This is a genomic window from Psychrosphaera haliotis (assembly GCF_039523615.1).
GTDB lineage: Bacteria > Pseudomonadota > Gammaproteobacteria > Enterobacterales > Alteromonadaceae > Psychrosphaera > Psychrosphaera haliotis.
This window is the reverse complement of record NZ_BAAAFQ010000004.1, coordinates 675740-698839: the sequence shown is the minus strand read 5'-3', so window position 1 is coordinate 698839 and position 23100 is coordinate 675740. Positions and strand designations below refer to the sequence as shown.

Sequence of the window (23100 nt, the reverse complement as noted above, 5' to 3'; positions counted from 1 at the left end):
CGACCTGCTGAAGGTGTGTGTTATCTCATGAAAAAAGCCAGCTTAGTTGCTGGCTTTTTATTATTAGTAAACTGAAACTAGTTGTACCTTATAGAAGGTTAACCACTATAGAATTTCCAGTTGTTATAGTTGATGGTGAAATTGCAGAGAAACTCAATGCTCCTGACACAGCATCATCATCAGGAGTTAAGTTATTTATAATAGTAAACGAAACAGTAGTAGTTCCTGGGACTGACGGATCAGAAGAGCCTACGGTATTCGCAATAGCAAAAGAGCCTCCGCCAACCAGCTCTCCAACTGACGAGCTTATGTTGATAGTGGTGGCCTGAGACAATACTTGGAATTGGGTATCTGACATTTCCAGTGAAAAGTCTGCTGAGCTACCACGAGGAATGCTAATTTGGCTATTTGTTGCACCGGCGTAATTGCTTTTTAATACGATGTTTGAACTATCAAGTAAACGATACAAAGCGTTAGAACTTGATGTTATCAAAACACGAGCTTTACGAACTGTTGAAAACTTAGCTGTTGCACAGCCGCTTTGGCACTGAGGACCATTAAATAGACTGTCTTCAATTGTGTAATCGCCACTATTATCTGAGTCAATAAATAGCTCACCAGAATCAAAGCTATAATTCTCATTATCATCGCGCCAAGCTTCCGGCATATCAACAAAGCCACCTGATAGTGGGCTAATACGACCTAGACCAGACTTGATTTCATTGATATTCAAAACAGAGCTATTGACGCTAGTACCATCTGCGGTGTTGTAAACATTGTTACCATCTACATCAATGAAGTATTCGTGTCCTTCAGCAGTGGCTAAAATAGTAACGCGGTGGTTATCAGGATATGGTTCTTGAGAGTTCCATACAACTGAGCAGTTACCGGCAACTGTATTGCAAGAAGGCTCTATAGCACCACCTTCAGTTGTGAAGTTGACGGTTGTGCCATCTGGGACTGGGTTGTTAAAGTTATCCGCTAAGTAAGCTCTAACTGTTACTTCGGCACCAGTAATATTTCGCGCTTCTGGGTTAATAGTTGATAGCGATAACGTTATTGAGTTTTGATCTGGCAGCCCAGTGTTTACAGAAAGTAAGTCCGACTGTGTCGCCACTGTATCGGAGTTTTCATTTGTTGTACTTGCTAACACGCGCACAACCGTCGGTACTGTTCCTGCCGATACTTTTGCACTGACTAAACCGTCATTATTTGTAATGCCAATATCAGACGCCAAAGATAATCCACCAACGTCAGTATTAAGAGTGAAATTAACCTCCTGCTGACTAAGAGGGTTTCCTAGTTGACCTTTGACTAAAAAGGTTACCGTTGAAGTTTCTTGCTTGCCTTGACCGCCAGTGCCTTTAAGTACAATAGATGATGGTGAAGCAGAAACAAACTCTACAGAACCTAAGCTTTCTGGAGATAGAGTGATCTGTTTAGTTGCAGTAAGATCAGCTGAGTTTACTCTAACAGTGGCAACAATCGTATCTTGATTGCCATTAGGACCAGCACAACTAACATCTTGGAAAGTAGACTCAGCTTTGCCATTTACTGTATTTGAAGTGGCATCTATGGTTGCATCACCATTTGTAACACAGGTGGAGCTAAATGAAATTGCAGTTGCTGAAGTAATAGGGTCAAAGTTTTCATCAACTAGTTCAACAGACAAACCTAACGTGCCACCTGCACTAATTTCTGTATTACCGTTTGCATCAGTCAGTGCCGACTTGATTTCACCTTCCGTAAAGTTACCGGCGTCGTCAAATGACCCTATTAATACCGTCGTGTTTTCATCAAGCGCATCCGCCGCAACAATTTCATAAGCAATAGTGTCAACATAAGTAATGTCATTAATAGTGGCTGAGATAGTCGCTAATGCAGCGCCTAAATCATTTTCATTGCCGCTTAGTTCAACTTCCGCCAAACCACTTGAATTAGTAAGAGCAGAGCTTGCATTCAAAGAACCGATTTCAGCAGAGAAACTAATAATTGTATTTGGTATAGCGACATTATTTTCATCAACAAGCATTACACCTAATTGTGCCGACTCGTTGGCTTTAAATCGATTAACGGCTAGGCCGTTACGTTTCAAAGTAATAGATAATTCTGGTGACGCAGCTTCAGTTGTGCTTGCGGATAGAACTTCAAACGCGGAATCAATAGATAGTGTTTCATCACCAATAGTTGTTGTTGCAGTAACCGTTACTACTCCAGCGGATATGTCAGAGGTATTTAGTGATACAGAAGTTGTGCCATCGGTTGCAGTTAGTCTAGAGGAGCTAGACAAAGTCCCGCTGTCCGTTGAAAAACTAATTTGTTGGCCGCTAATTGCAACACCACTTAAATCAACCAAAGATACTGAAACGGTAGCTAGGTTCCCTGATGTAAAGCTATTTGTCTCATTATTCAACGCATCTTTAACGGCTATGCTGAGCATTGCGTCAGTACCTGAAATGCTTTCTTCGGTAGTCACGTCATCACTGTGGCCGTTACAACCACTTAAAACTAATGTGGCTAATAACGCGATTGAAAACCACACTTTTGATAAAAGTGATCGTTGTTGATTTAAGTAATTCACTGCAAAGCTCCTAACTGCTAAGTCCGTCTTTTATATACTGAAATAACTCTTTGTAACTTTTTCCAGGCTTTTCTTTTTCTACTTCTTTTTTAGCCTGACGCGTCAACTGTCTAACTCTTTGACGTTCTAGCGTAGGTGCTTGTTCAAGAAGATCGTTAATTGCGTCATCACCATTTTTAAGTAGTGCGTCACGCAGCCTTTCTATTTTTTGCATTTGCGCATCATTGGCTTGGCCAGGAGTGGTTAACCTTTGATATTCAAGCTTTAAAGTATCAAGAGCTTCGTCTCGAAGCAACTTTGCCATGAATTGCATATGTCGGCGCAATGCATCTGGTTTTGTTGCAATCTTGTCAGCAAGCTTAAATGCATCTAGAAGTTCGTCACTCGCCGTTATTTTTTGGCGCTGCGATTTAGAAAGCTTAACGAGTTTTTCAGCAAAAATACGTAGGTCTTTTGCTTCTTGTTTAATTTCAGATTTGCTGATGTAATTTTCATCATCAGGCATTAAATAATATGGTTTTGTCATAACAATTGGGTCATTAGATTTTGATAAACGAAGATATAGATTTATGGTATGCTCAAGTGAGTAAATTAACCAGTATTTTTGAGCCTTTATGACGAATAATAGCGACATTTTTCAACAAATCAGTGAAGTGAAAACCGCAATTGCTGATTTGCTAGACATGAGCAAGCAACATGGTGCAACTTCAGCGGAAGCTGTGATTAGTAAATCGAAGGGGATTTCGGTGTCTAGTCGTTGTGAAGAACTTGAAAATATCGAGTTCAACCAGGAGGGTGCTCTTGGTATTACCGTGTATGTTGGTCAACATAAAGGTTCAGCGTCAACGGCTGATTTAAGTCATGAAGCTTTGGAAAGAACGGTCAAAGCAGCGATTGATATTGCTAAGTATACCAACGAAGATTCATTTGCTGGATTAGTAGAGTCTGAGTTAATGGCAACGGATATTCAAGACTTGGATTTATATCATCCTCATGAAATTACTCCAGAAGAAGCCATCACTTTTTGTTTAGAAGCTGAGAAGTCTGCTTTTGAAGCTGATTCTAGGATCACGAACTCAGACGGCGCGTCACTATCTTCTTATCAAGGTTTTAAAGTTTATGGCAATTCTCATGGCTTTATTGAAGGTTACCCAAGTAGTCGTCATAGTTTAAGCTGTTCTGTGATTGCAGAGTCTGGCGATGAAATGCAACGAGATTATGCTTACACCGTTGACCGAATTTTCCAAAGTATGGAAGCGGCGACAACTGTTGGTAGTAAAGCTGCAAAAGCGGCACTTGAGCGCTTAGATGCTAAAAAGTTAGATACTTGTCAGGTGCCTGTGTTATTTCATGCTGAAGTAGCGTCAACGTTATTTGGCCACCTAGTTTCTGCAATTAGTGGTGGAAGTCTGTATCGAAACTCTTCGTTTTTGATGGATAGCATAGATACTCAAATTTTACCTGAGTTTCTAACCATTGAAGAACGCCCTCATGTGCTACAAGGTTTGGCAAGTAGTCCGTTTGATTCTGAAGGTGTCGCTACGGTAGATAGAAATATCGTTGAAGCAGGCGTGTTAACCACTTATTTATTGACCGGTTATTCGGCTCGTAAAATGGGCCTTAAAACAACAGGCCATGCAGGTGGAATTCATAACTGGTACATTAGCCAAACTGATCCTGATTTAGCTGCCATGTTAAAGAAAATGGACAAAGGTTTGTTAGTAACTGAGCTTATGGGTCAAGGCGTGAACACAGTAACTGGTGATTACAGTCGTGGAGCTGCAGGGTTTTGGGTAGAAAACGGTGAAATCCAATATCCAGTATCTGAAGTAACCATTGCTGGTAATTTGTCTAATATGTTCAAACAGATTATTGCTATTGGTGGTGATGTTGAGCGTCGCGGTGCGGTTCAAACCGGCTCAGTATTAATTGAAAATATGAAGATTGCTGGTAACTAGGTTGCTTTAGCGTAAATACAATCAATTAGTACAGTGGCTATTATTGATAACAAAAAAAGGAAGCCTAGGCTTCCTTTTTTTAAGTCATTTTTTATTCAAAATTCAAAATTCAAAATTTACCACGAGGCTCTGACATTGAATCCGTTATTGGATCACTCTTGCTCGTCACCAGACTCTTTTTCTACTAAACGAATACCAGTTTTCTCAATTACGATATCGCCAGACTTGTATAAACCACCTATAGCTTTTTTGAAGGCTGCCTTGCTCATACCAAACAAGTTAGAAATGATTTCTGGCTTAGACTTGTCATGGACAGCGGCAAAACCACCTTCTTTATTCAAAAATTCCATGATGATTTTTGAGTATTTATCACGAGTCACCTTTCCGCCTTGAAGGCTAAGGTTAATTCTGTCATCTGGACGAATTCGAGTAATAAAGCCTTTTTTAGATTGGCCAAAACTAAGGCGTTGGAATACATCTTGTTTGAACAGCAAACCCCAATGGCTATGATTGATAATAGCTTTAAAGCCTAGCTCGGTGCTGTTCGCAATGATCAAGTCAACTTGTTGCTCAGGCTTAAAGGTGCCTTCATTTTCATCTTTTACAAATTTGTCTATTTTTGAAGACGCAGTAGGGCGCTGATCAAGGTCATCAAGATAAACATAAACCAAATAACGTTCGCCCACTTCCATTGGTCTGTGCTGTTCGCCATATGGAACAAGTAACTCTTTGTCTAAGCCCCAGTCTACAAAAGCACCAACACGAGTAACGTCTGTTACTTTTAAATATGCAAACTGACCAACTTCTACCTTTGGTCTTTGCGTTGTTGCAATAGGTCTATCTTCTGAATCCAAATAGACAAATACTCTTACTTCATCACCTTCTTTTGCATCTTTAGGTGCATGTTTTCTAGGAATAAGCAGTTCGTCGCCATCTCCGGCATCAACAAAAACACCAAAGTCGACGATTTTTGAGATAGGGAATGTGTTGGTTTTTCCAACTTCAATCATTTAATTTTTCCAATTTTACTAAGAAGGCACGTCTTTTTCAATGTTGCCACTACGTTAAAGTAGCAACCATGTTGCCGTGCCTAGGAATGCAAATATGCCGACAATGTCGGTCACTGTTGTCAGTATAACACTACCAGCTAAAGCTGGGTCGATGTTCATTCGTTTTAATGCAAGTGGGATCAGTACACCGGACAAACCGGCTGCAACGAGGTTCATTAACATCGCAAAAGCCAATACGCCACCAAGCATTAAATCTTGCTTCCATATCGCCACAACTCCGGCAATAAGGATGGCCCAAATAAGACCGTTTAGAAAGCCGATGGCGAGCTCTTTGCCTAGTAGCCATCTTGAGTTTGATTCGCTGACATGGCCCATTGCCATACCACGAATAACTAGCGTTAAAGTTTGACTACCGGCAACGCCACCCATGCTAGGCACGATAGTATTTAGCACGGCGAGAAAAGCTAACTCATCGAGAGTACTCTCAAATAAACTCGATACAAACGCAGCCAACAACGCGGTGAATAAGTTAACGCCTAACCAAAGCGAGCGCTTTCTGGTACTGTCTAAAACCGGTGCAAATGTATCGGCTTCATCATCAAGACCTGCCATGCTCAACATTGAGTGCTCAGCGTCTTCACGAATAATATCAACCACGTCATCAATGGTAATACGGCCTAGCAATAAGCCATTTTCGTCAATAACTGGGGCTGTCATCCAGTCATATCGTTCAAATAATGTGGCGACCTCAGACTCCTGCATCGATGCTGGGATGACCTCAAAGTCTGTTTCCATTACTTCCGAAATGAGTTTACTCGGATTAGAGGTCACTAGCGCTGATAATGACACCTCACCAATAAAGTGATCTTGCTTGTCTACAACGTACAAATAATCTGTATTTTCTGGGAGTGACTCTTTGAGGCGCAAATATCTTAGGATTACGTCAACCGTTACGTCAGGGCGAACCGTAACCGTATCGGTATTCATTAATGCGGCAGCTGAATCCTCTTCATAAGACATCACTCGTTCTGCACGCGCTTGGTCCTGTTTATCCATGCTTTTTAATACACGGCGATAAACAGCGTCTGGCATACTCCGTAAAACTTCTGAGAAGTCATCATCATCAAGGTTGGTAGCGGCTTCAGCAACACGCTCTGGCTCCATTGCTCGTAATATTGGGTTACGAACCTCTTCAGATAACTCTTCTAGAATCTCACCTTGAATGCTGCTGTCGATAAGTTGCCAAATAACAGTACGACTTTTAGGCGGTGAGGAGTGTAATAACAGAGCAATGTCATTTGCAGCCATAGAATCAAGCATATTCCGGACACGAACAAACATACCGTCACTGATAGCGGTATTTAGTTCATTAATTGGAATTGTGTATTCTTGTTCTAATAATTCAGGCATATCAAAATCAAAGGTTTCTGTTGTTTACCTTGCGCGTAAGTCTAACTTAGATTGCCATTTTATGATAGTAACTGGTTGTTTTACTGGCAAGATAAGAGGTTATTCAGACTCATCAAAGCGGTTGCTTACAAGTTCACAAATTGCGTTTAGTGCTTGTTCTTCGTCTTCGCCGTCCGCTGTGATTGTTACTTCTTTGCCTTGATTACTTGCTAACATGAGCAAAGCCATTACGCTGTCAGCACTTGCCGTTTTTTCACCTTGTTGAACTTGTACTTTGGCTTTAAATTGAAGTGCCAACTGAGCCATTTTGGTGGCAGCTCTAGCATGTAATCCAAGTTTGTTTTGGATAGTGATAGTGCGCGATAACATGACTAAGCCTTATAGCTGTTCTAAATAACGACTCATTTCACGGTGTCGAGTTTTGATATTTTTGCCGCGAGAACGGAACTGCTCAGCGAGGGTTTCTGCAATGTATACGGAGCGGTGTTTTCCACCTGTACAGCCTATAGCTATTGTTAAGTAGCTTCTATTATTGCGCTCTAAATGAGGCAACCAAGTGGACATAAAGTTATTAATTTGAAAAACAAATTTATTCACCAATGGTTGGCTGGAAAAGAAGTCTTTAACGGGTAAGTCTAATCCGGTTAAAGCGCGTAATTCAGGTTCCCAGTGCGGGTTAGGTAAAAATCGTGCATCAAAAACAAAATCAATGTCGTTTGGAACGCCGTATTTGAAACCAAAGGATTCAAAGGTTATAACCAGTTCTTTATCAGATTTACCTAATATTTTTTCTCTTACCATTTCGGTAAGTTGATGCACGTTCAAATCTGAGGTGTCTATGTACAAGTCGGCTCTAGAAGACAAGCCATCTAATAATTTACTTTCTTGGGCGATGGCATCAGGTAATGAAGCGTCGCCTTTGGTAAGAGGGTGTAGTCGTCGAGTTTCGCTATAACGACGAATAAGTACTTCATCTTTGGCATCGATATAAAGAACCGTGGTTTTTACACCTTTAGGTAAGAAGTCCAAATTATCCATTAACTCTTGTTCAGAGCTTGGTAAGTTTCGAACATCAATGCTTACAGCAACTTGTGGGTAATTTTGTGATAACGAATGCGATAGAGCAGGCAGTAAGTCTACTGGCAGATTGTCAACGCAGTAGTAACCTAAGTCTTCAAGTACTCTAAGTACTACCGTCTTCCCTGAGCCTGAACGGCCACTAACTATAAATATATGCATGATTAAGCAGCTTCAATTACGTTGTATAAGTCGTTATCTGTTTCGGCACTTCTAATTCGTTTCAGCATATCTTTGTTATCAAAGATTTCTGCAATAGACGCAAGCGTTTGAAGATGCACATCACATTGATCTTCAGGCACTAATAGTGCAAAAAATACGTCTACTGGGCGATTATCAATCGCGTCGTAATTTATTCCAGGGTGACTAACCAATAATACCGCGACTGGTTCACCTTTTGGGGTGATTTTTCCATGAGGAATGGCTACACCATTTCCTATTCCTGTACTTCCTAGTTTTTCGCGATTCATTAGACTCGCCAATATATCTGTGCAAGTTAGATCAGGTAACTTAGTACTAGCAATCTCGGCAATATGCTCTAGGATCTTTTTCTTGCTTTGGCAGTCTGCCAGCACTTTTGTGCAGTCAGGTTGCAGAAGTAACTTTACATTCATGGTTTTATTTTACTGCTATTTTCTTTTGATCTTATCTCAAAAGATGGATTAAAAGTACCGTCCTTGGCACTTTAATTTTAATGAGAGAAGTTAGTGTCGAATTAACTTTTCTTTATGCTTAATAACTTGACGATCAAGTTTATCAATTAATGAGTCAATAGCAGCATACATATCTGTATGCTCCGATGTAGCAAAGAGCTCTCCACCGTTAACATGCATGGTCGCTTCTGCTTTTTGGCTTAGCTTTTCAACGTCTAAAATCACATGGACGTTGTTAATGTGGTCAAAATGACGCTGTAACTTTGCAAATTTCGTATCAACATACTCTTTTAAAGACTCTGTTGCATCGACATGACGACAAGTTAAATTAATTTGCATATGCACTTCCTTCTTAATTGATAAAATGGGTGTATTACACCAATCGTTTTCTCTGGTTTGAAGGGGGAATGTTTAACGACTCCCGGTATTTTGCGATAGTTCTTCTGGCTACTTGGATGCCCTGTTCGGCCAGAATATCGGCAATCTTACTGTCACTTAACGGTTTTACTTGGTTTTCAGCGGCAACTAACTTTCTAATTAAAGCTCTAATTGCGGTTGATGAACATTCACCACCATTTTCGGTGCTAACGTGGCTAGAGAAGAAGTACTTTAATTCAAAGATTCCTCTGGGAGTGTGCATGAATTTTTGTGTTGTCACACGTGATATTGTGGACTCATGCATATCAACCATTTCTGCTACATCGTTTAGAACCATTGGCTTCATAGCTTCTGGACCATATTCAAAAAAGGCTTGTTGCTGCTGTACTATACAATTTGATACCTTCAATAAAGTGTCGTTTCTGCTTTCTAAACTTTTAATAAACCATTTTGCTTCTTGTAAGTGTGAACGAACAAATTGAGCATCAGAGCTATTAGTTGAAGTTTTAGACAGTGAAGCGTACTGTTCGTTCACTTTAATTTTAGGCATAGAATTGGGATTTAGCTCTACTAACCAACGACCTTTTTTCTTAATTACGCTAACATCTGGAATTACATAGTCAATTTCATCTTTAATAACTAAGCTAGCAGGGTTTGGGTTCAGAGACTGAATGAGCTCTAAGGCTTCTTTTAAGTCATTTTCTTTTAATTTTGTTTTACGGAGAATGGTACGGTAATCGCGATTAGCCAGTAGGTCGATATTCTCGGCAATTAAATCAATAGCTTCCTGTCTAAAAGGCGTATCAATACTATATTGTTGCAACTGAACAAGTAGGCATTCTTGCAAGCCTCGGGTAGCAACACCAATAGGATCAAAGTGTTGGATACGCTTTAATACGGCCTCTACTTCTTCAATTTCAACATCTTCAATATCTACAGACTCTACGATGTCTTCTGTTGATACGGTCAAAAAGCCTTTATCATCGATGGCGTCAATAATCGCGGTAGCAATGGCTAAGTCATGTTCTGAAAAAGGAGAAAGATTAAGTTGCCACTTTAGATGGTCTTGAATATCCAGCGTTGTTTCACCCTGGTAAACGGTGTCTTCGCCTTCGTAGGCTGGGCCTGAGCTAGCAGGAGCCGCACTCATGTAATCGTCCCAACTAGAGTCAGTAGGGAGCTCGTCACCTATTGTTTGTTCTTGAATGTTTTCGTTGGTATCACGTTCATCTTTGGTCCATTCAATTTCATCGTCATTTGAATTAGATGCGGCTTCATTTTCATGGCGGTCGTGATTGTCTTTAGGGAGTTCAATATGCTCAACAGAACCATGCTCCTCGTCATTTTCTAACAAGGGGTTGCTGTCCAAGGCTTCTTGGATTTCTTGTTGCAGTTCTAACGACGACAATTGCAACAAACGAATTGCTTGTTGTAATTGAGGGGTCATAGTTAACTGCTGACCCATTTTAAGTTGTAGTGTTGGTCTCATTTGATCCCAGTAAAGTACTGACTAAAATAAACTTATTTGTACTAACAAAATATCAAAGTTTGAACTGGTCACCAAGATAAACTTTCTTCACAATGTCACTTTCTAGTACCTGTGAAGGAGTTCCTTCGGCAATTAGCTCCCCATGACTTACGATATAGGCTTTTTCACAGACATCAAGTGTTTCACGGACATTATGGTCAGTAATAAGAACACCTATTCCCTTTGCAGTTAATTGTTGGATTATTTTTTTGATATCTATCACCGAGATAGGATCAACACCTGCAAAAGGTTCGTCTAAAAGAATAATTTTTGGATCTGCCGCTAAAGCACGTGCAATCTCTACCCTGCGACGTTCACCGCCAGATAAGGCCATACCAAGGCTGTCCCGTATATGATCGATATGAAACTCCGCAATAAGATCATCTAACAAGTCTGCTTGCTGGTTAGCATCAATGTCTTTGCGCATTTCTAGAACTGACATGATGTTTTGTGAAACCGTAAGCTTTTTAAATATCGAAGACTCTTGTGGAAGATAACCGATACCTTTACGAGCTCTTACGTGCATAGGCTCATGACTTAAATCGTTTTCGTCGAGTTGGATAACGCCTTTATCATTTGGTACAAGACCTACAATCATATAAAACGTGGTTGTTTTGCCTGCGCCATTAGGTCCTAGTAAACCCACAACTTGTCCGGCTTCAACCGACAGGCTTACATCTTTAACAACTTGTCTACTTTTATAAGATTTGGCTAAATGCTTGGCCACCAACTTGGTCATATTAGGTTTTCTCTACTTAGTTATTTGGCTGTGTTTTTTTTGTTTTAATAGTCGTTGTTACACGGCCACCTGTTGATTTATCGCCGTCTGCTTTAACTCGCTGAGCATTTAAATCAAAGACAATATTGCCACTTTCAACAATTGAGCTGCCTTGCTTATATTTAGCTTCGCCGTTTAGCTCCAAAACTCGATCGTTAATCATATATACAATTTCGTTAGAACTCGCTTCTAATAACTCACTGGCAGGATCGTCCTGAATAAATTTGGCCGGTTTACCTTTGGCTATTAACTTTTCTCCTACGCCATCTTTAGTGATGACAAAAAGCTCGTCCGCAGTAATAGTTAAGCTACCTTGCTGAATTTTCACGTTGCCACTAAAAAACATAGTGTTATTTTTGTAATCTAGATCTTGGTTTTCAGAGTCGATAACAAGGTCATCATTAGCGATGGCCATTTGACAGATTAGTAATAGTGAAGCTAAAAAAATAGTTAAAACCTTAGTCATCCTGATTTCCTTTTAAGATTGTTCTTACATGCTTTGTTAAAGTTACTCGCTCGGCTTTTAAATCAGCACGCAAGCCTTTGCCTTCAATAGTCGTTTTTTCGCCGCGAATAATAATAGGCTTATCGGTAACCACGAGCTGAGAGTCTAAATCAATTTCAATATACTCAGTTTCAATACTAGTCACTAGTTTATTATCATTAAGCTGGAACATAGTAACGTCATTTTCTAGTGTTAGCCGGCCATCTTGAACACTTCCCGTCATTGCCGCTAAACGCCAAAAGGGTTTGTCGTCTTGGTAAATTATAAACTCTGGCTGCTCAAAATACGTAAGTGCAAGCTGAGCATAATGTTCCATTTTCTGTGAAAAAACTTCCTGTTTTAATTTACCTTCAACATTAAACATTTCTTGATGTAAGAGTGTAGCGGTAAAGTCCGGTATTAATACAGGCTCATCACTATCATCAAATTCATTTAGTGTATTAAAAGCAGGTAACCACAGATATAAACTAATACCTATGAAAATTAAAATTATGACGAGTTTAGTTCTCATTAACTGCTCGCACCCTCAAAGTGACTGGTGATGTAGTCTTCGCCTTGTTGCGCCATAATGATTAAATCTGTTAACTCTCTTACCGCACCTTTGCCACCAGGAGTTTGCGTAACGTAATGCGATATTTCTTTTACAAAGGGATGTCCATCGGTAACTGAAACGGCAAAGCCAACTTTTTTCATAACAGGAACGTCTGGAAAATCGTCACCAATAAAGGCTACTTCATGGGCCTCTACCGATAAGTCAGCACAGAGTTGCTCAAAGCCAATGAGTTTCGTTTCCATACCTTGATAAATATGTTTCACGCCAAGGCTGTTCATTCGATTTTCTACAATTTTAGAATTTCTTCCTGTGATAACCGCAACCTGACATCCCGTGTTCATGAGTGCTTTTAATCCAAAACCGTCTTTAGTATTGAATGCTTTTAGTTCTTCGCCATTATTGCCCATATAAACAGAGCCATCGGAAAAAATACCGTCGATATCACAAATCAGAAGCTTTATTGCTTTCGCTCTATCTACAACATCGCTTGGTAAAGGTTGGTACCATTGACTAAATCTTTGCATTAGATAACTCCAGCCTTTAATAAGTCATGCATGTTTAAGGCGCCAACAGGTTTATTTTGTTCATCAACAACAAATAAACAACTGATTTTTTTAGACTCCATTAAAGTCAACGTTTCCGCGGCAAGTATGTTTGCCGTCGTCACCACTGAGCTTAACGTCATTACTTTTGTAATATTAAGGTCTGTTCTAAATTCTGCGTGATCTAACCAACGACGTAAATCACCGTCGGTAAATATTCCAATCAATTCTTGGTTTGCATTGACTACACCTGTCATCCCTAAACCTTTTGCGGACATTTCTATAATTGCTTCTTTTAATGTCGCTTTTTCGCTGACCATTGGAATTCGGTCATGGGTATGCATTATGTCCTTGTTTGTTAATAATAGTTTTCGGCCTAGCGCTCCACCTGGATGGCTAAGTGCAAAATCTTCAGCGGTGAAACCTCTTGCTTCGAGCAAGGATACCGCTAATGCGTCACCTAATACTAGACTAGCCGTAGTTGAAGCAGTAGGAGCTAAACCAAGCGGACAAGCTTCTTCTTCAACACCTGAGTATAAATGAACATTGCTGTTTTGAGCTAAAGTGGATTCAGAGTTACCTGTCATAGATATAATCACGCAACCGTAGCGTTTTAACACAGGTAATAAAGTAACAATCTCTCCTGTCTCACCACTATTTGATAATGCTAAAACAACGTCTTCTTTTGTGAACATGCCAAGGTCACCGTGGCTTGCTTCACCCGGGTGTACGTAAAATGCAGGTGTTCCTGTACTTGCTAGAGTAGCGGCAATTTTATTGGCTATGTGGCCAGACTTTCCCATGCCAGTCACAATAACGCGACCTTTACAGGCTAAAATTGCATTACATGCTGATACAAAGTCGTTGTTACAAGAGCTTGCTAAGTTTTCAATCGCTGTTTTTTCAATAGCAATTACTTTTAAGGCAGACGCTATAAGTGAATTCATTTTTACCTCATTAAATTATGCAAATAGCACAAATTGATAGCCGATAAATGCGCTTAACAAGATAGCACCTTCAATACGGTTTATTTGACGTTTTCTTTGAGCAAAGCTCATGGCCATAACCAGAAGCATTATAGTCGCGGCTATCATTACAAATATATCTCGTGATGCGGCTGATGGGTCAATTACACTAGGATTGATGACCGCTCCAATACCTAAAACAGCTAGAATATTAAAAATATTAGAACCAATGATATTGCCAATAGCCATATCATCTTCACCTTTAAGCACGCTGGCAACGCTGGCGGCGAGTTCTGGTAAGCTTGTACCAATAGCAATTATCGTAAGTCCTATTACAAGTTCGCTTATTCCAAAGTGTTGGGCAATTATGACCGCTGAGTCTACTAAAAAGTGTGAACTTAATGGCAACATTATTAGGCCCGCAACAACCCAAAATATTGCATTTTTGGTCGGTAAGTTATCAGGAATTTCACTCTCGGTTTCAGCCAGTAGGAGATCGGTTTCCCCGTCCTTTTTGCTTTTAGACAAAAAGATTAAATAACCAATAAAGCCAAAGAATAAAGCAAGTAATACAAAACCTTCTACTAACGATAAATAGTTGTCAGCCAATACCCACCAGGCCAATAATGTAAAACCGAGTAGAATTGGCATTTCTCTGTAGAGTGTTGATGAAGATACAAAAAGTGGACGCACGAGAGTTGTAACGCCAAGGACCAATAATATATTGGTTATATTTGATCCCAATGCATTGCCGACTGATGTATCCGTAGCGCCTTTTAAAGCCGCATTGGCAGAAACCATAATTTCTGGCGCTGATGATCCCATCGCAACAATAGTTAAGCCTATTATAAGCGGAGATATTCCTAAATTCTTTGCCAGCCCAGAAGCACCATAGACAAATTTGTCGGCACCCCAGACTAATACTGCGAATGACAAAAGAAGAATAATTGAAGCAATTAGCATGATAGAAAAACTTAACAAATGTTGAATAAATATTGGTGTTATTGTGGCTTTAGTCGCTTAAGAAAGCAAAATATATTGCTGTTTTGGATTATACTTAGTCAATTCTTAATCAATTTACTCGCCTGATGTAAACGTAAGTGAATATTAATAATTTTTAACATTTCAAGCGTAGCTAATTTTGTAATTAATGAATACAATGGCCAGTCTATAAAAATATCATTAATTTACGCGGAGACACGGTGACTAAAAATTTGTCTGATTCTATTCACCAACAAGAGGCGTTGGTGGAATTAAAAAACGTAACGTTTTCGCGAGGCGACCGCGTAATTTACGATGATATCTCGTTAAAATTTCCAAAAGGCAAGATCACTGCAATAATGGGCCCCAGTGGTATCGGTAAAACAACCATGCTACGTCTTATTGGTGGTCAGCTAATGCCTGACACTGGCGACATCCTTGTTGCTGGTAGTAATATTCCTAAATTATCGCGTTCAGCCCTATATAAAGTTCGCGAAAAAATGAGCATGTTATTTCAAAGTGGTGCCTTGTTTACCGATATGACGGTATTTGACAACGTGGCTTTTCCAATACGTGAACATACCACTTTGCCAGAAGATGTTGTGCGGACTATGGTATTACTTAAACTAGAAGCGGTTGGTTTACGTGGTGCCCGCGATTTAATGCCTGCAGAATTATCGGGCGGTATGGCAAGAAGAGCCGCATTAGCGCGTTCAATTGCACTAGACCCAGACTTGATTATGTTTGACGAACCCTTTGTTGGCCAAGACCCAATATCAATGGGTGTTCTAGTTCGATTAATAAGAGATTTAAATTCTTCATTAAACTTAACCAGTATTATAGTGTCACATGATGTGAAAGAAGTGATGGAAATTGCTGATTACTTATACATTATGGCGGACAAACGAGTTATTGGTCACGGTACAACTGAAGAGTTGTTAGAAAGTGACTCTGAATTAGTCCAACAATTTTTACGCGGTGAAGCCGATGGACCAGTACCATTTCACTTTGCGGCAGATTCATTGCAACAAGATATTATGATGGGATCTAAATGAAAGCCTTACAGTCGTTAGGAAAAAACACCATTGAAAAAATGGCGTCTATTGGAAGGGCAACAGCCTTATTAATAGGTGCGATTTTTGGGCGTTTTAACATATTTAAGGCGTTTCCATTATTTATTAAGCAAATATATGTAGTTGGCGTTCAATCGCTCATTATAATTTTGGTATCTGGTTTATTTATTGGCATGGTACTAGCCCTACAAGGTTATACGGTTTTAATTGATTACGGGGCAGAAGACAGCTTAGGTCCAATGGTATCACTAGCCCTGTTAAGAGAGTTAGGTCCAGTAGTGACGGCACTATTATTTGCTGGTCGTGCGGGCTCTGCGTTAACCGCTGAAATTGGTTTAATGAAAGCGACTGAACAGTTAACATCGCTTGAAATGATGGCGGTAGACCCAATTAAGCGTGTTGTTGCACCAAGATTTTGGGCTGGTGTCTTTAGCATGCCAATTCTTGCTTTACTATTTTCCTCTGTGGGAATCCTAGGCGGACACTTAGTTGGTGTTGAATGGCTTGGCGTTGATCATGGAAGCTTTTGGTCAATCATGCAAGCGAGCGTAGACTTCCAAGATGACGTTTTAAATGGCGTAATTAAAAGTGTTGTATTTGCATTTGTTGTAACTTGGATTGCATTATATAGAGGTTATGACGCGGTACCTACTTCAGAAGGAATTAGCCAAGCAACCACACAAACTGTTGTGCAAGCTTCGTTAGCCGTTCTAGGTTTAGATTTTGTATTAACTGCCGTAATGTTCGGTAGCTAATTTAAGGAAAGATGATGACATCAAAAAAAGTAGAAGTATTAGTTGGTTTTTTTGTCGCGTTAGGTATCGCTGCAATTATATTTTTGGCATTAAATGTGGCTAGCCAAGGCGTTACAGGCTCAGGCGAAACTTATCAACTGAAGGCTAAGTTTAGTAATATCGGTGGTTTAAAAGTTAGGTCAGCGGTAAAAGTAGGTGGTGTAGTGGTTGGCCGAGTTGAATCAATTCAATTGGACCCTGTTGATTATGCTCCTATTGCAACGTTAGCTATTGATGCACAATACGATAATTTTCCTGACACCAGTTCTATTGCCATTTTAACTTCTGGTTTGTTAGGTGAACAGTATCTTGGTCTTGAGCCTGGTTTCATTGATGAAACCGTCGCGATTCTCAAAGATGGAGATTACATTGAAGATACTAAGTCCGCATTAGTTTTAGAAGAGCTCATCGGACAGTTCTTATTTAATCAAGGGAGTGATAACTAAGAAATGAAGAAGTTTAATTTTATAGCGTTAAGTTTATTGGCCTTAAGCCTTTTAGTACCATCTGTAAAAGCGGTAGACAATAACAACAATCCATTTGAGTTGGTACGTAGTGTTGCTGATGCGTTGTTTTCTCGTATTACAAAAGAACAGACTGAAATCGTAAAAGATCCAGAAGTATTAAGAGTGGTTGTTGCAGAACAACTTGCCCCTGCAATTAACCATAAATATGCAGCCGCAATGGTTTTGGGTCCTTATTACAGAACCAGTACCGAGGCTCAGCGCGAGAAATTTTATGCGTCGTTTGAGAAATATTTAATTGCTACTTATGCTGGTATCTTAACTCTTTATGATGATCAGCAAGTGGTTTTTGAACCAGCTTACGCAATAGATGGTCAAAAAATAGTGGTTGTAAAAACTCGCGTTCTTGATGAAGGTAAGCCGGATATCCGTATTGATTTTAAATTACGAAAGAACTCAAAAACCGGTGAGTGGAGCGCTTACGATATGATCGCAGAGGGTGTATCTGTACTTGATAGTAAACGCGCCGAGCTACAAAATTTAATTCGTCAACAAGGTATTGAGTCTGTAACTCAATTGTTGTTAGAGAAAGCTGAAAAGCCAATAGTTAAAAAAGATTTAGGGTAATTAAACGTTATGTCGGTTAGTTTTTCGCTAGAAAACGATACATTGATTGTGGCAGGCAAATTGGACCGATTCACGTTAGGTGCTCCCGCTTGCTACCGTTTCCCAGTTACCACTGGAGACATTACTTTGGATTTATCTCAAGTAGAAAACACCGACACAGCAGGCCTAGCTTGGTTATTAAAGTTGATTGCGCACTATCAATTAAAACACCAAATATCAATAATAAATCAGCCTCAGCAATTATTAGCTTTAGCCAGTATTAGCAACGTGTTAGAGTTACTTCCTTTGAAGAATGACACACGTAGTTAGATATTTGGATTTGTGATGGATATTGAAAAGATAAAAGAAGTTCTTCTAGCTAATATAGAGCTAGACGAAGTTATTGTTAAGTCAGATGGTTCTCACTATCAAATAACAGCTGTAGGCGATGTTTTTGAGACGTTATCGCGCGTAAAGCAACAGCAACTAGTATACAAGCCTCTGTTAGCGAATATTGCAGATGGTAGTATGCACGCCGTAAGTATTAAAACTTACACGCCGGCGGCATGGCAAAAAGACAAAAAACTTCAATCACTGCTTTAGATAGAATCTCCTATGGAAAAATTGCTTATTAAAGGTGGCAATACGCTTAACGGCGAAGTCACAATCTCTGGTGCCAAAAACGCCGCACTCCCTATTCTTATTAGTTCTATCTTAACGACAGAAGTATGTCATTTCGACAATGTTCCGAATTTACGAGATATTACATTTACCTGCCAGCTGTTAGAACAGTTTGGCACTAAGGTGATCAACAACGGCCATGAAATTCAGATTGATGCTGGTAGCATTAATTCGACTGTAGCACCATACGAGCTGGTGAATAAAATGAGAGCGTCAATTCTTGTTTTAGGTCCTTTATTAGCTAGATTTGGCCACGCAGAAGTTTCATTACCTGGCGGCTGTGCCATTGGCGCACGTCCTGTTGATTTACATATTGAAGGTTTAAAAAAGCTTGGTGCTGAAATATCAGTGGAAGCGGGTTATGTAAACGCGAAAGTTGATGGCCGTTTGAAAGGCGCTCGTATTTATATGAGTACTATTAGTGTTGGCGCTACAGAAAACCTGATGATGGCGGCGACGTTAGCTGAAGGAACAACGGTTTTAGAAAACGCAGCTCGTGAGCCTGAAATTGTTGATTTAGCGGTTTGTTTGAACAAAATGGGCGCGAAAATTAGCGGTGCAGGTAGCAATAACATCACTATTGAAGGTGTTGAAAAGCTAACAGGTTGTAAACATACCATTCTTCCAGACCGAATTGAGACTGGCACATTCTTAGTTGCAGCTGCCGTTACTGGCGGTAAAGTGGTTTGTAAAAATACAGACTATCGATTAGTAGAGCCTGTTATTGAAAAGTTACTTGATGCAAATGCGCTTGTAACTTGGGATGACAATAGTATCTCTATTGATATGACGGGACGTGAGCTAAAAGCTGTTAATATTAAAACGTTACCTCATCCTGGTTTCCCAACTGACATGCAAGCTCAGTTTACCATTTTGAATGTAGCGGCAAATGGCGTTGGTACCATTACTGAAACTATTTTTGAAAACCGTTTTATGCATGTACCAGAACTTCGTCGTATGGGTGCAAACATTCAGCTAGAAGGCAACACGGCAATTTGTCCTGAAAAGTCTAGTTTGATGGGGGCGCAAGTTGTATCTACTGACTTACGCGCGTCAGCTAGTTTAGTTATAGCCGGATTAATTGCAGATGGCACGACGCAACTCGATGAAGTTTTCCACATTGACCGTGGATATGAAAATATTGAGCAAAAATTTGTTGGCTTAGGTGCTGATATTACTCGAGTTGATAATTAACAACACGTTAATAAAATCATTTAAAAGAAAAGGGCCTGTTGGCCCTTTTTTGTTTTTAACTGTAGTTATGCTCAAGCTACGCTCTAGTTTAGCTAGACTCAAGTTTAGTTGAGCTTAAGTTTAGCTGGACTCAAATTTAGCTGACTAGGTTGTTTAACTGCTTTTTAAATATAGACATTAACAACTCAACATTCATAGTGCCGCCATAGTTAGGTCGAATAATAAAGGCTAAACGACGGTGTGGGCCTGGCTCATTAAGGTGCACAGCTCTTAACTCAGATTCAGTATGGATAAGTTGGTCTAGCGCCATTTCTGGTACTAAGGTGGTTCCTAGCTTTCCAACAACCATTTGAATAAGTGTATTTAAGCTAGTTGAGTTAAAATCAGCGTTACTATTCAATTTCTCTAGGCTGCAAGCTGCTAAGGCGTGATCTTTTAAGCAATGACCATCTTTAAGTAACATCAATCGCTCTATCTGCATGTCTTTGCTTGAGATTTCTTGTAAATTGTTAGGGCATTCATCTTTATGACAAACCCAGAAGAAATCTTCTTTCCAAAATTCAAAGGCCATTAAACCTTCAATGTCATAAGGTAAAGCAAGTATGGCGCAGTCTAGATCACCTTTTCTAACCTTTTCCACTAGCACATGAGATTGGTCTTCAACTAAGTGAAGTTTAAAGTCAGGGAACTCTTTTCTAACTTGAGGAAGTACCTTTGGCAGAAGGTATGGACCAATAGTTGGGATGACACCAATGTTCATTGGCGTTGTTAACGGTGCTTTATTCATTTGCGACAGCTTATATAAGTCGTCTACCTGCAGCTTTATGCTTTGCGCTGTTTTCAAAAGTATTTGACCGGAAGGTGTAACTAAGACTTGTTTGTTGTTTCGTTCAAAAACTTGAATGCCGAGCTGTTTTTCTAATTCAGTAATAGCAGTACTTAATGCTGATTGAGACACGTTACAGGCATCGGCAGCCTTCTTAAAATGCATATGTTCTTGGACTGCTAACGCATAACTCAATTGTTTTAGAGATATCATAATTTAATCATAGTTCTGTTTTTTTGAATATATTATTCAAATTAATCAATTTTTCTAAATTACTCAAGTCCTCTATTCTCTATTCATCGAAATAAAGCAGTCACTTTTTAAAGACTGCTATCAAAAATGAAACTAAAAGAGGAAATAAATATGTCTTTAATCGGTAAATCAATCCCAGAGTTCACAACTCAAGCTTTTCACAATGGCGACTTCACAACAGTAACTTCTGAAGACGTTAAAGGTAAATGGGCAATCTTTTTATTCTACCCAGCTGACTTTACATTTGTTTGTCCTACTGAACTTGAAGATATGGCAAACCAATACGAAGAGTTGCAAGAGTTAGGTGTGGAAGTTTACTCAGTATCGACTGACACTCACTTCTCTCACAAAGCATGGCACGATTCAAGCGACGCAATTGGTAAAATCAAGTTCCCAATGCTTGGCGACCAAACCGGTCACATTACACGTGGTTTTGACGTGATGATTGAAGAAGATCACATGGCTGACCGTGGTACGTTCTTAGCGGACCCAGACGGTATTATCCAAGTTGCAGAAATTCATGCAGGTGGTATCGGTCGTTCAGCAAAAGACATGTTACGTAAAGTTAAAGCAGCACAATATGTTCGCGATAACGACGGTGAAGTATGTCCAGCAGCATGGGAACAAGGCCAAGCAACATTGACACCAAGCCTTGACCTAGTAGGTAAAATCTAAGCAGTAGCTATATATAGGTGCTCGAAAGGGCACCTAAGTTTTAGGAGAGTTAAAAATGTTAAGTAACGATATTTTAAAGGCATTAAAAGCCTACACAGAAGACATGACCAACGACGTAACTTTAGTGCTACAAAATGGTGAGCACCCTAAACGTCAGGAATTAAAAGAATTTTTAACTCAAGTTTGTTCAGTGTCTTCACAATTACATTTAGTAGAAAGAGATGAACCTAACGTTTTAAGAAGCCCAATTAGCTTTGGTTTAGAAGTTGGCGGCGCTTTTAACGGGATCTTTTTCTCAGGAATTCCATCAGGACATGAGTTTAACTCTTTGATCCTGGCTATCCTTCAGTCAGCTGGTACAGATTTGAAGCTAGATAAACAATTAATGAAACTAATTCAAAATGTAGACAAAAAGCTGCAGTTTGAAGTCTTTATCAGCCTTAGTTGCCACAACTGCCCAGACGTAGTCCAAGCTCTTAATCAGTTTGCATTGTTAAATGAAAATATTTCTACGGAAATGATAGACGGTGGTTTATACCCAGAACTTATTGAAGATCGCAACATACAAGGTGTACCAAGCGTTTATTTAAACGGTGAAATATTTGCTAATGGTAAAATTGATACGGCTCAATTAGTCGATAAGTTATTAAAAGTTGCTCCGGTAGAGCTTAGTGCAGATGCTCAAGACCGTTTACCTCTGCAAGACGTGACAATTATTGGTGGTGGTCCTGCTGGCGTAGCTGCGGCTATTTATAGTGCCAGGAAAGGTTTAGCGGTAACTATGGTCGCCGATAGAATTGGTGGGCAGGTTAAAGACACGGTTGATATTGAAAACTTAATTTCAGTGAGCAAAACAACGGGCACACAGTTGACCAATAACATGCTTGCACATATGGAAGACTACGACATTACTCGTAAAGAACACTTAAGAGTGGATAAAGTAGAAAAAGGCAAAATCAAGAAAGTTCACCTTAGTTCTGGAGAAGTAATAGAAACTAAATCATTGATCGTAGCCACCGGTGCTAAGTGGAGACAGCTAGGAGTTCCTGGTGAAGTGGAAAATATTGGTAACGGCGTTGCTTATTGCCCTCATTGTGACGGTCCATTCTTTAAAGGTAAAGGTGTAGCGGTTATTGGTGGTGGTAACTCTGGTGTAGAAGCTGCGTTGGATTTAGCCGGTATGGTCAGAAGTGTAACGGTTTTTGAATTTTTGCCAGAACTAAAAGCCGATAAAGTCTTGGTTGAAAAGCTTTACGAGAGAAGCAACGTAACTGTGATTACCAATGCTGCAACGTCAGAGATTGTTGCGACTGATGGTAAAGTTTCAAGTATTCGATACATTGACCGAGAAACAGAAACTAACCATGAAGTTGAGTTGGCCGGTGTTTTTGTTCAAATTGGTTTGTTGCCAAACAGTGACTTTTTAGACGGCACGTTGGAAAGAACGAAGTTTGGAGAAATCATTATTGATGAAAAAGGGCAGACTTCAGAGAAAGGTATCTTTGCTTGTGGTGATGTTACAACGGTCCCTTATAAACAAATCGTAATATCAATGGGCGAAGGAGCCAAAGCGTCGCTAAGCGCATTTGACTACCTAATCAGAGAAGGTTTGTAAG

At 39.8% G+C, this 23100-nt stretch carries 26 protein-coding genes; 10 read left to right on the top strand and 16 right to left on the bottom strand.

The window, feature by feature from the left end; all coding sequences use genetic code 11:
* Positions 1–88: 88 nt before the first annotated feature.
* Together ABD009_RS05725 and yjgA are read right to left on the bottom strand one after the other, a co-directional pair.
* The gene (locus ABD009_RS05725) at positions 89–2581 is read right to left on the bottom strand and encodes an Ig-like protein, group 1 (RefSeq protein WP_343823453.1); all 2493 of its coding nucleotides are present in this window, start codon (positions 2579–2581) and stop codon (positions 89–91) included.
* Positions 2582–2591: 10 nt separating this feature from the next.
* Positions 2592–3107, bottom strand: coding sequence for a ribosome biogenesis factor YjgA (yjgA, locus tag ABD009_RS05720; RefSeq protein WP_343823451.1), 516 nt, complete (start codon positions 3105–3107; stop codon positions 2592–2594).
* Positions 3108–3195: 88 nt separating this feature from the next.
* On the opposite strand from yjgA, the gene pmbA reads away from it, so the two are divergent.
* On the top strand, positions 3196–4539 hold the full coding sequence (pmbA, locus tag ABD009_RS05715; protein ID WP_343823449.1) for a metalloprotease PmbA: 1344 nt from the start codon (positions 3196–3198) through the stop codon (positions 4537–4539).
* Positions 4540–4691: 152 nt separating this feature from the next.
* Here the strand turns inward: pmbA and ABD009_RS05710 are convergent, their stop codons facing one another.
* The 13 genes from ABD009_RS05710 to ABD009_RS05650 all read right to left on the bottom strand — a co-directional run bounded on the left by ABD009_RS05710 (position 4692) and on the right by ABD009_RS05650 (position 14901).
* On the bottom strand, positions 4692–5549 hold the full coding sequence (locus ABD009_RS05710; protein WP_343823446.1) for a CvfB family protein: 858 nt from the start codon (positions 5547–5549) through the stop codon (positions 4692–4694).
* 54 nt (positions 5550–5603) lie between these two features.
* Entirely contained in the window at positions 5604–6959 is a 1356-nt protein-coding gene (gene mgtE / locus ABD009_RS05705; RefSeq protein WP_343823444.1) for a magnesium transporter, read from the bottom strand.
* A gap of 99 nt (positions 6960–7058) precedes the next feature.
* Positions 7059–7328, bottom strand: a complete 270-nt coding sequence (locus ABD009_RS05700; protein ID WP_155695791.1) for an HPr family phosphocarrier protein — start codon at positions 7326–7328, stop codon at positions 7059–7061.
* A 9-nt stretch (positions 7329–7337) separates the two neighbouring features.
* Complete coding sequence (gene rapZ / locus ABD009_RS05695; protein WP_155695790.1) at positions 7338–8198, bottom strand: RNase adapter RapZ; 861 nt, start codon at positions 8196–8198, stop codon at positions 7338–7340.
* A 2-nt stretch (positions 8199–8200) separates the two neighbouring features.
* Entirely contained in the window at positions 8201–8650 is a 450-nt protein-coding gene (locus ABD009_RS05690) for a PTS sugar transporter subunit IIA (RefSeq protein ID WP_155695789.1), read from the bottom strand.
* 90 nt (positions 8651–8740) lie between these two features.
* Positions 8741–9028: a ribosome hibernation promoting factor gene (gene hpf / locus ABD009_RS05685; RefSeq protein WP_155695788.1), complete on the bottom strand. Its 288-nt coding sequence runs from the start codon at positions 9026–9028 to the stop codon at positions 8741–8743.
* Positions 9029–9062: 34 nt separating this feature from the next.
* Positions 9063–10556, bottom strand: coding sequence for an RNA polymerase factor sigma-54 (locus ABD009_RS05680; protein WP_155695787.1), 1494 nt, complete (start codon positions 10554–10556; stop codon positions 9063–9065).
* A gap of 52 nt (positions 10557–10608) precedes the next feature.
* Positions 10609–11334 (bottom strand): LPS export ABC transporter ATP-binding protein, encoded by a 726-nt coding sequence (gene lptB, locus ABD009_RS05675; RefSeq protein WP_343823439.1) that lies wholly within the window; start codon positions 11332–11334, stop codon positions 10609–10611.
* A gap of 16 nt (positions 11335–11350) precedes the next feature.
* Positions 11351–11839 (bottom strand): lipopolysaccharide transport periplasmic protein LptA, encoded by a 489-nt coding sequence (gene lptA, locus ABD009_RS05670; RefSeq protein ID WP_343823437.1) that lies wholly within the window; start codon positions 11837–11839, stop codon positions 11351–11353.
* The gene (gene lptC / locus ABD009_RS05665; RefSeq protein WP_343823435.1) at positions 11832–12389 is read right to left on the bottom strand and encodes an LPS export ABC transporter periplasmic protein LptC; all 558 of its coding nucleotides are present in this window, start codon (positions 12387–12389) and stop codon (positions 11832–11834) included. Before lptC ends, lptA begins: the two co-directional genes overlap by 8 nt.
* On the bottom strand, positions 12389–12955 hold the full coding sequence (gene kdsC / locus ABD009_RS05660; protein WP_343823433.1) for a 3-deoxy-manno-octulosonate-8-phosphatase KdsC: 567 nt from the start codon (positions 12953–12955) through the stop codon (positions 12389–12391). The genes lptC and kdsC overlap by 1 nt, the downstream gene beginning before the upstream one ends.
* On the bottom strand, positions 12955–13920 hold the full coding sequence (locus ABD009_RS05655; RefSeq protein ID WP_343823431.1) for a KpsF/GutQ family sugar-phosphate isomerase: 966 nt from the start codon (positions 13918–13920) through the stop codon (positions 12955–12957). Before ABD009_RS05655 ends, kdsC begins: the two co-directional genes overlap by 1 nt.
* 15 nt (positions 13921–13935) lie before the next feature.
* The gene (locus ABD009_RS05650; protein WP_343823429.1) at positions 13936–14901 is read right to left on the bottom strand and encodes a calcium/sodium antiporter; all 966 of its coding nucleotides are present in this window, start codon (positions 14899–14901) and stop codon (positions 13936–13938) included.
* Between the two features lie 239 nt (positions 14902–15140).
* On the opposite strand from ABD009_RS05650, the gene mlaF reads away from it, so the two are divergent.
* The 7 genes from mlaF to murA are packed head-to-tail and all read left to right on the top strand — an operon-like array spanning position 15141 to position 19731.
* On the top strand, positions 15141–15974 hold the full coding sequence (mlaF, locus tag ABD009_RS05645; RefSeq protein ID WP_330997754.1) for a phospholipid ABC transporter ATP-binding protein MlaF: 834 nt from the start codon (positions 15141–15143) through the stop codon (positions 15972–15974).
* Complete coding sequence (gene mlaE / locus ABD009_RS05640; protein ID WP_343823427.1) at positions 15971–16747, top strand: lipid asymmetry maintenance ABC transporter permease subunit MlaE; 777 nt, start codon at positions 15971–15973, stop codon at positions 16745–16747. The genes mlaF and mlaE overlap by 4 nt, the downstream gene beginning before the upstream one ends.
* Positions 16748–16761: 14 nt before the next feature.
* Complete coding sequence (mlaD, locus tag ABD009_RS05635; protein WP_155695784.1) at positions 16762–17232, top strand: outer membrane lipid asymmetry maintenance protein MlaD; 471 nt, start codon at positions 16762–16764, stop codon at positions 17230–17232.
* Positions 17233–17235: 3 nt separating this feature from the next.
* A complete protein-coding gene (locus ABD009_RS05630) occupies positions 17236–17877 on the top strand; it encodes an ABC transporter substrate-binding protein (RefSeq protein WP_343823424.1) in 642 nt (213 codons plus the stop codon).
* A 9-nt stretch (positions 17878–17886) separates the two neighbouring features.
* On the top strand, positions 17887–18186 hold the full coding sequence (locus ABD009_RS05625; RefSeq protein ID WP_343823422.1) for an STAS domain-containing protein: 300 nt from the start codon (positions 17887–17889) through the stop codon (positions 18184–18186).
* A gap of 15 nt (positions 18187–18201) precedes the next feature.
* Positions 18202–18459 (top strand): BolA family protein, encoded by a 258-nt coding sequence (locus tag ABD009_RS05620; protein ID WP_155695781.1) that lies wholly within the window; start codon positions 18202–18204, stop codon positions 18457–18459.
* A gap of 12 nt (positions 18460–18471) precedes the next feature.
* A complete protein-coding gene (gene murA / locus ABD009_RS05615) occupies positions 18472–19731 on the top strand; it encodes a UDP-N-acetylglucosamine 1-carboxyvinyltransferase (protein WP_343823419.1) in 1260 nt (419 codons plus the stop codon).
* Positions 19732–19867: 136 nt separating this feature from the next.
* Here the strand turns inward: murA and ABD009_RS05610 are convergent, their stop codons facing one another.
* A complete protein-coding gene (locus tag ABD009_RS05610) occupies positions 19868–20770 on the bottom strand; it encodes a hydrogen peroxide-inducible genes activator (RefSeq protein WP_155695779.1) in 903 nt (300 codons plus the stop codon).
* Positions 20771–20914: 144 nt separating this feature from the next.
* On the opposite strand from ABD009_RS05610, the gene ahpC reads away from it, so the two are divergent.
* Both ahpC and ahpF read left to right on the top strand, forming a co-directional pair.
* Positions 20915–21484, top strand: coding sequence for an alkyl hydroperoxide reductase subunit C (gene ahpC, locus ABD009_RS05605; protein ID WP_414153692.1), 570 nt, complete (start codon positions 20915–20917; stop codon positions 21482–21484).
* 55 nt (positions 21485–21539) lie between these two features.
* Entirely contained in the window at positions 21540–23099 is a 1560-nt protein-coding gene (gene ahpF, locus ABD009_RS05600; RefSeq protein ID WP_343823414.1) for an alkyl hydroperoxide reductase subunit F, read from the top strand.
* Position 23100: the final 1 nt, after the last annotated feature.